Source organism: Streptomyces purpurogeneiscleroticus, assembly GCF_020024005.1.
In the GTDB taxonomy this organism is placed as follows: domain Bacteria; phylum Actinomycetota; class Actinomycetes; order Streptomycetales; family Streptomycetaceae; genus Streptomyces; species Streptomyces purpurogeneiscleroticus.
Map to the genome: position 1 here is coordinate 1 of NZ_NHSG01000464.1, position 10443 is coordinate 10443.

Below are 10443 nucleotides of genomic sequence, written 5' to 3' on the forward strand. Positions count from 1 at the left end.
CGATATCCGCGCGCCCCCCGCCCGCCCCGCCGCTACGATCGGCGGTCTGATGTCTGCCACCCTCGTTGCCAAGAATCTCGCCGCCGGGCACGGCGACCGGACCCTCTTCGCCGGGCTCGACCTCGTCGTCGCGCCCGGCGAGGTGATCGGGCTGGTCGGTGCCAATGGAGCGGGCAAGTCCACGCTGCTGCGGCTCTTCGCGGGGCTGGAAGCGCCGCAGGAGGGCGACCTGCGGCTGAGCCCCGCCACCGCGACCGTCGGCCACCTCCCGCAGGAGCCCGAGCGGCGGCCGGGGGAGTCCGTGCGCGCGTTCCTCGCCCGCCGCACCGGCGTCGCCGACGCGCAGGCCGCGCTGGACGAGGCAACCCAGGCACTGGTCGAGGAGAAGCCGGGCGCGGACGACGCGTACGCGGCCGCCCTGGAGCGCTGGCTCGCGCTCGGCGCCGCCGACCTGGACGAGCGGGCCGAGGAGACCGCGGCCCAGCTGGGCCTGGCGGTCGGCCTGGACCAGCCGATGACCTCGCTCTCCGGCGGCCAGGCGGCCCGCGCCTCGCTCGCCTCCCTGCTCCTCTCCCGGTACGACGTCTTCCTCCTCGACGAGCCGACCAACGACCTGGATCTGGACGGCCTGGAGCGGCTGGAGCGGTTCGTCACCGGGCTGCGCGCCGGCACCGTCCTGGTCAGCCACGACCGCGAGTTCCTGACCCGGACCGTGGACCGGGTGGTCGAACTGGACCTGGCCCAGCAGCAGGTGAACACCTTCGGCGGCGGGTACACCGCGTATCTGGAGGAGCGCGAGCGGGCCCGGCGGCACGCCCGCGAGGAGTACGAGGAGTACGCCGAGACCAAGGCGTCCCTGGAAGCCCGCGCCCACCTCCAGCGGAACTGGATGGAGAAGGGCGTCAAGAACGCCCGCCGCAAGGCCCCCGACAACGACAAGATCGGCCGCAAGGGCCGGGTGGAGGCCACCGAGAAGCAGGCCGCCAAGGCCAAGCAGACGCAGCGGATGATCGAGCGGCTGGACGTCGTCGAGGAGCCGCGCAAGGAGTGGGAGCTGCGGATGGAGATCGCGGCCGCGCCGCGCTCCGGAGCGGTGGTCGCCACGCTGCGCGGCGCGTGCCTCAAGCGCGGCGAATTCCGCTTCGGCCCCGTCGACCTCCAGATCGACTGGGCGGACCGGGTCGCGATCACCGGCCCGAACGGCTCCGGGAAGTCGACACTGCTCGGCGCGCTGCTCGGCCGGCTCCCGCTGGACGAGGGGCAGGCGTACCTGGGGCCCGGCGTGGTCGTCGGGGAGATCGAGCAGGCCCGCGGCCAGCTCTTCCAGCGCCCGGAGGCAGCCGGCGAACCGCTCGTCGACGCCTTCCGTCACTCCGTCCCCGACATGGCGCCGGCGGACGTCCGGACGCTGCTGGCGAAGTTCGGGCTCAAGGCCGGACACGTGCTGCGCCCGGTGGCCACGCTGTCGCCGGGGGAGCGGACCCGGGCGGCGCTCGCCCTCCTGCAGGGCCGCGGGGTGAATCTCCTCGTACTGGACGAGCCGACCAACCACCTCGACCTCCCGGCGATCGAGCAGCTGGAGTCCGCGCTCGCGTCGTACAACGGCACGCTGCTGCTGGTCAGCCACGACCGCCGGCTGCTGGAGGCGGTGGACACGACCCGGCGGATCGAGGTGGCGGACGGGCGGGTCACCGAGCGCTGAGGCGTGTGGGCCCGGCGCACGGGCCCGCCCGAGCGCCGACCGGAAGCCGCCGTACGGCGTCCGGTAATGGATTTGGCCCTGTGGCAGGTAACCCGTAAGGTGGTGTTCACCGACGCGGGGTGGAGCAGCTCGGTAGCTCGCTGGGCTCATAACCCAGAGGTCGCAGGTTCAAATCCTGTCCCCGCTACTGACGCAACAGTGCGTGTCAGAGGCCCCTTCCTCCGGGAAGGGGCCTCTGGCGTATGCACGGACTCTCCGCGGGGACGCGCCGCAGCCGGTCCGGGCGAAGCGGGAGAAAGGTATCCCTTCCCGGCAGTTCTTGAAACAGGAACAAAAGGGTCAGAGTCGATCCCCAGAGTGATCGCCATGCAGAAAAGCGGTCGGAAGCTGTCGATAAGTGCTGACTTTTTGTCAGCAGGCCAGTCCGGACGGTGGGATTCCCAACACTCAAAGGGTGAGGATGCCTTCCGGACCCCCAGCCGAACCCCCCGAGGAGCTGACGGCCCCGCTCGCGTACGAAGGTGTCTGGAGGTTCACCGCTCCGGCACTGGAGTCCTCGGTGCCACAGGCGCGGCACGCGGTACGGGATCTGCTCCGCGACCAGCACGTACCGACGGGGCCCGACATCGTGGACGGCCTGCTGTTGATCACTTCCGAGCTGGTCACCAACGCGGTGCAGCACGCGGCCCTGCTCTCCCCGCAGATCGACGTCGAGCTCGCGGTCGGCGCCGACTGGGTGCGGGTCGCCGTCGAGGACAACCACCCCTACCGCCCGAAGGCGCTGGAGGCCGACGAGGAGGATGTCGGCGGCCGCGGCCTCTGGCTGATCAAGATGATCACGGCGGAGGCCGGCGGGAAGAGCGGCGTGGAGCACACGGCGAGCGGCGGCAAGGTCGTCTGGGCCGAACTGCCGCTCGCGCGTGTGCCCGCGCCTACCAGCCCGCCGTCGCCCCTGTGAGTTCCCGGATCGCCGGGCGCGCCGCGTCCAGCACCGTCATGAACCACGCCGAGAACGGCGCCTCGGAGTGCCGCCGGGCCAGCTCGTCCGGCGTCACGAAGGCGTACTCCCCGACCTCCTCGGGGTCCGGCTCCGGAGCGTCCCGGACCAGGCCCACGAAGAGGTGGTTGTACTCCTGCTCGACCAGCCCGGACTCCGGGTCCGGGTGGTTGTAGCGCACGGTGCCGGCCTCGCCCAGCAGCGACGGGGCGAGGCCCAGCTCCTCGGCGGTGCGCCGGGCGGCGGCCGCGAACGGCTTCTCGCCCGGATACGGGTGCCCGCAGGCCGTGTTGGACCACACACCGGGGGAGTGGTACTTCCCCAGCGCCCGGCGCTGCAGCAGCAGCCGGCCCTGCTCGTCGAAGAGGAAGACGGAGAAGGCCCGGTGCAGCTGCCCGGGTGCCTGATGAGCGGCGAGCTTCTCCGCCGTGCCGATCGTTCTACCGTCCTCGTCCACCAACTCCAGCATGATCGGCTCATCGGCCGTGTCCGTCGCCGTCATCGCGGCGGTCCCGGTGGTCTGTCCGTTGGCAGGTGTGATCGGCATGCCCATCCTTCGCGTTTCTCGGTCCTCGATGGTCAAGTCTGCCCCAGTAGCACCCGTATCAGGCGTACGGCGACGCCTTATGTGCGGCGTGGCAGAACCCGCGGCGCGCAGCAGGGGCCGCGCGCCGCCTCAGACGGACCGGACGCCCTCTCCGCTCGTCCCACGTGCCTCCGGGTGCCGCAGGCACCAGCCCTCCCAGGCCGACGCGACCATCGCGTCGATGCCGTGCCGCGCGCGCCAGCCCAGCTCCTTCGTGGCCAGCTCGCAGGAGGCCACCACCCGCGCCGGGTCGCCGGCCCGCCGCCCCTTGACGAGGGGCGCCAGGTCCTGGCGGCCGCTGATCCCGAGGACGAGATCCGCCATCTCCCGCACGGAGACGCCCTGGCCGGTGCCGACGTTGAGGGTGAGGTCTCCGGGGCCGTCCTGGCCCGTGAGCCGCTGTGCGGCGGCAACGTGCGCGTCGGCCAGGTCCTCGACGTGGATGTAGTCCCGGACGCAGGTGCCGTCGGGGGTGTCGTAGTCGTCGCCGAAGATCAGCGGCGGTTCGCCGGCCGTGACCTTCTCGAACATCATCGGGATGATGTTGAAGACCCCGACGTCCGCCAGCTCCGGCGCCGCCGCGCCCGCGACGTTGAAGTACCGCAGGCATGCGGTCTCGATGCCGTGCGCCCGGCCCGCGGCGCGCACCAGCCACTCGCCCGCGAGCTTGGTCTCGCCATAGGGGTTCATCGGCAGGCAGGGGGTGTCCTCGGTGACCAGGTCCACATCCGGCATGCCGTACACCGCCGCGGAGGAGGAGAGGACGAAGCGCCGCACGCCGGCCGCCGCCACCGCCTCCAGCAGCACGGTCAGCCCGTGCACGTTCTCCCGGTAGTACGTCAGCGGCTGTTCCACCGACTCACCGACCTGCTTCTTCGCGGCGAGGTGGATGACGCCGGTCACGCCGTGCTCCGCGAGCGTGGCGTCCACCACGTCACGGTCCTGTACCGAAGCACGTACGAGGGGCACCCCCGCGGGCAGCCGCTCGGGGAATCCGCTGGAGACGTCGTCCAGTACGACGATCTTCTCACCCGCCGCCGCCATGGCCCTCGCCACATGCGCGCCGATATAACCCGTCCCACCTGTGATCAGCCATGTCATAACCGGCACCCTAACCAGGGCCGCAGTTGTTCATCGACGGCAAGATCGACCATGATGATCGCGGCAGATGCCACCGCCGGACGGTCACCGCCCGGTGAATGCGTGGTGAACGGCCGCATCCGGCGATCCGATAACCTCTGCCGACGTGCCACCGACCCTTGCGGGGCCCGAGGTGTGCCACGACTGCTGCCCGGGTAGTTCGTATCGAATGCGGACCGGCCGGCGGCCTTGCCAGCATTCAGGGAGTGAATTCGTCTGTCGACCGCAATCCTCACCGGTGCGCCGGTCGCCGGGTCGTCGCTCGAAGGCGACCTGCGCGAGCTGGGCTTCGATGTCCGCAGCGCGGCCGACGCCGCCGAGGCGGCCCGGCTGCTGGCCGAGGTCCCGGCAGGCCGGCGGGTCGCACTGGTCGACCCGCGGTTCGTCGGTCACCTGCACAGCCTGCGGCTGGCGCTGACCGACCCGCGTTTCCCGGCCGCCACCGTTGCCGGCGCGCTCACGGCGCAGCCCGAGGCGCGCGCCGCGCTCACCCGGGCGCTCGCCACGGCGGACTCCGCCGACGGGCTCCCGGACGCCGTCGCGGAGGCGTTGGACGCCGAGGGCGTATCGGTGCACCGCCCCGAGCTCGGCTCGCTGGTCGCTTCCGTACCCTCCGGCGCACAGCAGCGCCATGAGGCGCGGGCCGCGGTGAGCGCCGTGGACGAGGAGGCCGTGCGTCTGCGCACCGCCGTGAAGGCCCGGGACGGGTTCTTCACGACGTACTGCATCAGCCCGTACTCCCGCTACATCGCCCGCTGGTGCGCCCGCCGCGGCTTCACGCCCAACCAGGTCACCACCGCGTCCCTGCTCACCGCGCTGATCGCGGCGGGCTGCGCGGCCACCGGGACCCGCGGCGGCTTCATCGCCGCGGGCCTGCTCCTCCTCTTCTCCTTCGTCCTGGACTGCACCGACGGGCAGCTCGCCCGCTACTCCCTGCAGTACTCGAAGATGGGCGCCTGGCTGGACGCGACGTTCGACCGGGCCAAGGAGTACGCGTACTACGCGGGCCTGGCGCTCGGCGCGGCGCGCGGCGGCGGCACCGACGATGTGTGGGCGCTCGCGCTCGGCGCGATGGTGCTGCAGACGGTCCGGCACGTCGTCGACTTCTCCTTCACCGAGGCGAACCACGACGCCACCGCCAACACCAGCCCGACCGCGGCCCTCTCCGACAAGCTCGACAGCGTCGGCTGGACGGTCTGGGCCCGCCGGATGATCGTGCTGCCGATCGGTGAGCGCTGGGCCCTGATCGCGGTCCTCACCGCCTGCACCACGCCCCGCATCGTCTTCTACGTGCTGCTCATCGGCTGTGCGCTGGCCGGCTGCTACACGACCGCCGGCCGGGTGCTGCGCTCGCTGACCCGCCGCGCGCGCCGTACCGACCGGGCGGCGCAGGCCCTCGCCGACCTCGGCGACTCCGGGCCGCTCGCCGAGGGCTTCGCCGCCGCCTTCGAGGGCGCGGCGCGCAAACTCCCCGGCTTCGCAGCGCCCGTGATCGCCGCTGCCGGCGCCGCTGTGATGATCGCCACCGCCGCCTTCGCAGGCTGGGGCAGCCCCTGGGTCTGCGTCGCCGCGCTGGTCTACGCCGCACTCTCCGGCCTGGCCGTCGCCCGCCCCCTCAAGGGCGCGCTGGACTGGCTCGTACCGCCGCTCTTCCGCACCGGCGAATACGTCGCGATTCTGGTGATTGCGGCCCGTTCCGAGGTGAACGGAGCGTTGCCGGCGGCATTCGGGCTGGTGGCCGCGGTCGCCTACCATCACTACGACACGGTGTACCGCATCCGCGGCGGCAGCGGCGCGCCTCCGCGCTCTCTGGTGCGGGCGACCGGCGGACACGAGGGCCGTGCCCTCGTGGTCTCGGTGGCGGCGGCCGCACTGCCCACCTCAGGTTTCACAATTGCGCTCACGGTCCTCGCGGGGGCCCTGGCGCTGCTGGTGCTCATCGAGAGCATCCGCTTCTGGGTGTCCTCCCATGCACCCGCCGTACACGACGAAGGAGAACCCGCATGATCGGCCTCGTGCTGGCGGCCGGCGCCGGACGGCGTCTGCGTCCCTACACCGACACTCTGCCGAAGGCCCTGGTGCCGGTCGATGGTGACACCACCATCCTCGACCTCACCCTCGGCAACTTCGCGGAGATCGGCCTGACCGAGGTCGGGATCATCGTCGGCTACAAGAAGGAGGCCGTGTACGAGCGCAAGGAGGCGCTGGAGGCGAAGTACGGCCTCAAGCTCACGCTGATCGACAACGACAAGGCCGAGGAGTGGAACAACGCCTACTCCCTGTGGTGCGGTCGTGACGCGATCAAGCACGACGTGATCCTCGCCAACGGCGACACCGTGCACCCGGTCTCCGTCGAGAAGACCCTGCTCGCCGCGCGCGGCGACGGCAAGAAGATCATCCTCGCGCTGGACACGGTCAAGGACCTGGCCGACGAGGAGATGAAGGTCGTCGTCGACCCCGAGAAGGGCATGACGAAGATCACCAAGCTGATGGACCCGGCCGAGGCGACCGGTGAGTACATCGGCGTCACCCTCATCGAGGGCGAGGCCGCCGACGAGCTGGCCGACGCGCTGAAGACCGTCTTCGAGGCGGACCCGCAGCAGTTCTACGAGCACGGCTACCAGGAGCTCGTGAACCGCGACTTCCGGATCGACGTGGCCCCGATCGGCGACGTCAAGTGGGTCGAGATCGACAACCACGACGACCTCGCGAAGGGCCGTGAAATCGCATGCCAGTACTGACGAGGCTCATCCCCTCGCCAGTCGTCGTCGACATCCGGCCGGGGGCGCTCAACGACCTGGCCGGCGTCCTCGCCGACCAGAGGATCTCGTCGTCCGGCAAGCTCGCCATCGCCATCAGCGGCGGCTCCGGCGCGGTGCTGCGTGAGCGGCTCGCGCCGGCGCTGCCCAGCGCCGAGTGGTTCGAGGTGGACGGTGGCACGCTCGACGACGCCATCAAGCTCGCCGACGCCATGAAGAAGAAGGGGCGCTACGACGCGGTCGTGGGCCTCGGCGGTGGCAAGATCATCGACTGCGCCAAGTTCGCCGCGGCGCGCGTGGGCCTGCCGCTGGTCGCCGTCGCGACGAACCTGTCGCACGACGGCCTGTGCTCGCCGGTCGCGACCCTCGACAACGACGCGGGCCGCGGCTCGTACGGCGTGCCGAACCCGATAGCGGTCGTCATCGACCTCGACATCATCCGCGAGGCCCCGGTCCGCTTCGTGCGCTCCGGCATCGGCGACGCCCTGTCCAACATCTCCGCGATCCGCGACTGGGAGCTCGCGGCGCGCGAGCGCGGCGAGGACATCGACGGTCTCGCGGCCGCGATGGCGCGCCAGGCGGGCGAGGCAGTGCTGCGCCACCCCGGTGGCGTCGGCGACGACGGTTTCCTGCAGGTGCTGGCCGAGGGCCTGGTCCTCACCGGTATCGCGATGTCCGTCTCCGGCGACTCGCGTCCGGCGTCCGGTGCCTGTCACGAGATCAACCACGCCTTCGACCTGCTCTTCCCCAAGCGCGCTGCCAGCCACGGCGAGCAGTGCGGCCTGGGTGCGGCCTTCGCGATGCATCTGCGCGGGGCGCACGAGGAGTCGGCGTACATGGCGCAGGTGCTGCGCCGGCACGGCCTTCCGGTCCTGCCGGAGGAGATCGGCTTCACCGTGGACGAGTTCGTCCAGGTGGTGGAGTACGCCCCGCAGACGCGGCCGGGCCGTTACACGATCCTCGAACACCTGGACCTGTCCGCCGACCAGATCAGGGACGCATACGCCGACTATGCCAAAACCATCGGTAGCTGAACTCCGGCCGGTCGTTCACCCGGAGGGGGTGAAGGACCGGCGGAGCGGTGAGCACTGGGGCGGCCGGCTCTACATGCGCGAGATCTCGCTGCGCATCGACCGGCACCTGGTGAACACGCGGGTCACGCCCAACCAGCTGACCTACCTGATGACCGTCTTCGGCGTCCTCGCCGCCCCGGCACTGCTGGTGCCGGGGGTGTGGGGGGCCGTGCTCGGCGTGGTCGCGGTCCAGCTGTACCTGCTGCTCGACTGCGTCGACGGCGAGATCGCCCGCTGGCGCAAGCAGTACTCGCTCGGCGGCGTGTATCTGGACCGGGTCGGTGCCTACCTGACCGACGCCGCGGTCCTCGTCGGCTTCGGCCTGCGCGCCGCCGACCTGTTCGGCTCCGGGCGGATCGACTGGCTCTGGGCCTTTCTCGGCACCCTCGCGGCGCTCGGCGCCATCCTGGTCAAGGCGGAGACCGACCTCGTCGGCGTCGCCCGGCACCAGAACGGGCTGCCGCCGGTCAAGGAGGCGGCGTCCGAGCCGCGCTCGTCCGGCATGGCGCTGGCCCGCAAGGCCGCCGGGGCGCTCAAGTTCCACCGGCTGATCCTCGGGATCGAGGCGTCCCTGCTGATCCTGGTCCTGGCGGTCCTGGACGCGATCAGGGACGACCTGTTCTTCTCGCGGCTCGGCGTCGCCGTGCTGGCCGGTATCGCGCTCCTCCAGACGCTGCTCCACCTCGTGTCCATCCTGGCTTCAAGCAGGCTCAAGTGATCCACACCCCACAGAACCTGAAGCTCGGCGCGGTCGTCCTCACCATGGGCAACCGCCCCGAGGAGCTGCGCGCGCTCCTCGACTCCGTCGCCAAGCAGAACGGCGACGCGGTCGAGGTGGTGGTCGTCGGCAACGGCTCGCCGCTGCCGGAGCTGCCCGAGGGCGTACGGACCGTGGAGTTGCCGGAGAACGTCGGTATCCCGGCGGGCCGGAACGTCGGCATCGAGGCGTTCGGCCCCGCCGGCGCCGACAAGGACGTCCTGCTCTTCCTGGACGACGACGGCCTGCTCGCCAACATGGACACCGCCGAGCTGTGCCGCGAGGCGTTCGCCCGCGACCCGAAGCTGGGCATCATCAGCTTCCGCATCGCGGACCCGGACACCGGGGAGACCCAGCGCCGCCACGTACCGCGGCTGCGCGCGGCCGACCCGCTGCGCTCCTCGCGCGTCACGACCTTCCTCGGCGGCGCGAACGCGGTCCGCACGAAGGTCTTCGACGAGGTCGGCGGGCTGCCCGACGACTTCTTCTACGCACACGAGGAGACCGACCTCGCCTGGCGGGCCCTGGACGCGGGCTGGATGATCGACTACCGCGCCGACATGGTCCTGCTGCACCCGACCATGGCGCCCACCCGGCACGCCGTCTACCACCGGATGGTGGCGCGCAATCGGGTGTGGCTGGCCCGCCGGAACCTCCCCGCGCCGCTGGTCCCGGTCTACCTCGGGGTATGGCTGCTGCTGACGCTGGCCAGGCGCCCGTCCCTGCCGGGGCTGCGGGCCTGGCTGGGCGGCTTCAAGGAGGGCTGGACCACCTCGTGCGGCCCCAGGCGCCCCATGAAGTGGCGTACCGTGTGGCGCCTGACCCGACTGGGCCGGCCGCCGGTCATCTGACAAGCTCGGGTCGGAGAGCAGCATCCGGCGCGACCCGGGGGTACCCAGAGCCTGTGGCACCCCTGGGAAGCGCACCTTGAGGACGAAAGTGTCAACTGTGAGCGAGACCAGGCACGACAGTGCGGTCGCCATGAATGCGCCGCGGGGCCCCGAAGGTGGGCTCGAGCCGGTGCAGCTGGCCCAGAAGTACGGGCTGACGCAGAGCGGCGCCCGGCCGAGCCTGCCGGAGTACGTCCGTCAGCTCTGGCAGCGGCGTCACTTCATCTCGGCGTTCTCCAGCGCCAAGCTGACCGCCCAGTACAGCCAGGCCAAGCTGGGCCAGCTGTGGCAGGTGGCCACGCCGCTGCTGAACGCGCTGGTCTACTACTTGATCTTCGGCCTGCTCCTCGGCACCAGCCGGGGCGTGCCGGACTTCGTGCCGTTCCTGGTGACGGGCGTCTTCATCTTCACGTTCACGCAGAGCTCGGTGCTGGCGGGGACCCGGGCGATCTCGGGCAATCTCGGCCTGGTGCGGGCGCTGCACTTCCCGCGCGCCTGCCTGCCGATCTCGTTCTGCCTGATGCAGCTGAAGCAGCTGA

At 71.3% G+C, this 10443-nt stretch carries 11 protein-coding genes and 1 tRNA gene; 9 read left to right on the plus strand and 3 right to left on the minus strand.

The window, feature by feature from the left end:
- The first annotated feature begins 49 nt into the window (after window positions 1-49).
- From CCS38_RS33870 to CCS38_RS33880, 3 genes are all read left to right on the plus strand, one after another.
- Complete coding sequence (locus CCS38_RS33870) at window positions 50-1702, plus strand: ABC-F family ATP-binding cassette domain-containing protein (protein WP_223737311.1); 1653 nt, start codon at window positions 50-52, stop codon at window positions 1700-1702.
- A 113-nt stretch (window positions 1703-1815) separates the two neighbouring features.
- Window positions 1816-1889: transfer RNA gene (locus tag CCS38_RS33875), tRNA-Met, on the plus strand.
- A gap of 273 nt (window positions 1890-2162) precedes the next feature.
- Complete coding sequence (locus CCS38_RS33880; RefSeq protein ID WP_223737313.1) at window positions 2163-2660, plus strand: ATP-binding protein; 498 nt, start codon at window positions 2163-2165, stop codon at window positions 2658-2660.
- Here the strand turns inward: CCS38_RS33880 and idi are convergent.
- From idi to CCS38_RS35615, 3 genes are all read right to left on the minus strand, one after another.
- Window positions 2635-3246, minus strand: coding sequence for an isopentenyl-diphosphate Delta-isomerase (gene idi / locus CCS38_RS33885; RefSeq protein ID WP_223737314.1), 612 nt, complete (start codon window positions 3244-3246; stop codon window positions 2635-2637). The two genes, CCS38_RS33880 and idi, sit on opposite strands and share 26 nt — an antisense overlap.
- Window positions 3247-3375: 129 nt before the next feature.
- Complete coding sequence (gene galE, locus CCS38_RS33890) at window positions 3376-4386, minus strand: UDP-glucose 4-epimerase GalE (RefSeq protein WP_223737315.1); 1011 nt, start codon at window positions 4384-4386, stop codon at window positions 3376-3378.
- 84 nt (window positions 4387-4470) lie between these two features.
- Window positions 4471-4818, minus strand: coding sequence for a hypothetical protein (locus tag CCS38_RS35615; RefSeq protein ID WP_223737316.1), 348 nt, complete (start codon window positions 4816-4818; stop codon window positions 4471-4473).
- Here CCS38_RS35615 and CCS38_RS33900 point away from each other — a divergent pair.
- The 6 genes from CCS38_RS33900 to CCS38_RS33925 form a co-directional block, all read left to right on the plus strand.
- Window positions 4699-6432, plus strand: a complete 1734-nt coding sequence (locus CCS38_RS33900; RefSeq protein WP_223737320.1) for a DUF5941 domain-containing protein — start codon at window positions 4699-4701, stop codon at window positions 6430-6432. The genes CCS38_RS35615 and CCS38_RS33900 overlap by 120 nt on opposite strands.
- A complete protein-coding gene (locus CCS38_RS33905) occupies window positions 6429-7166 on the plus strand; it encodes a phosphocholine cytidylyltransferase family protein (RefSeq protein WP_223737317.1) in 738 nt (245 codons plus the stop codon). Before CCS38_RS33900 ends, CCS38_RS33905 begins: the two co-directional genes overlap by 4 nt.
- On the plus strand, window positions 7154-8218 hold the full coding sequence (locus tag CCS38_RS33910; protein ID WP_223737318.1) for an iron-containing alcohol dehydrogenase family protein: 1065 nt from the start codon (window positions 7154-7156) through the stop codon (window positions 8216-8218). Before CCS38_RS33905 ends, CCS38_RS33910 begins: the two co-directional genes overlap by 13 nt.
- The gene (locus CCS38_RS33915) at window positions 8196-8975 is read left to right on the plus strand and encodes a CDP-alcohol phosphatidyltransferase family protein (RefSeq protein ID WP_223737319.1); all 780 of its coding nucleotides are present in this window, start codon (window positions 8196-8198) and stop codon (window positions 8973-8975) included. The genes CCS38_RS33910 and CCS38_RS33915 overlap by 23 nt, the downstream gene beginning before the upstream one ends.
- Before the next feature lie 44 nt (window positions 8976-9019).
- Window positions 9020-9865, plus strand: coding sequence for a glycosyltransferase family 2 protein (locus CCS38_RS33920; RefSeq protein WP_223737321.1), 846 nt, complete (start codon window positions 9020-9022; stop codon window positions 9863-9865).
- Between the two features lie 97 nt (window positions 9866-9962).
- Window positions 9963-10443, plus strand: a 481-nt coding sequence (locus CCS38_RS33925; protein WP_372457197.1) for an ABC transporter permease, incomplete at its 3' end; no start/stop codon positions are given.

Coding starts and splice junctions, on each gene's coding strand:
- CCS38_RS33870 (WP_223737311.1), top strand. CDS start 50: ATGTCTGCCACCCTCGTTGCCAAGAATCTCGCCGCCGGGCACGGCGAC.
- CCS38_RS33880 (WP_223737313.1), top strand. CDS start 2,163: ATGCCTTCCGGACCCCCAGCCGAACCCCCCGAGGAGCTGACGGCCCCG.
- idi (WP_223737314.1), bottom strand. CDS start 3,246: ATGCCGATCACACCTGCCAACGGACAGACCACCGGGACCGCCGCGATG.
- galE (WP_223737315.1), bottom strand. CDS start 4,386: ATGACATGGCTGATCACAGGTGGGACGGGTTATATCGGCGCGCATGTG.
- CCS38_RS33905 (WP_223737317.1), top strand. CDS start 6,429: ATGATCGGCCTCGTGCTGGCGGCCGGCGCCGGACGGCGTCTGCGTCCC.
- CCS38_RS33910 (WP_223737318.1), top strand. CDS start 7,154: ATGCCAGTACTGACGAGGCTCATCCCCTCGCCAGTCGTCGTCGACATC.
- CCS38_RS33915 (WP_223737319.1), top strand. CDS start 8,196: ATGCCAAAACCATCGGTAGCTGAACTCCGGCCGGTCGTTCACCCGGAG.
- CCS38_RS33920 (WP_223737321.1), top strand. CDS start 9,020: ATGGGCAACCGCCCCGAGGAGCTGCGCGCGCTCCTCGACTCCGTCGCC.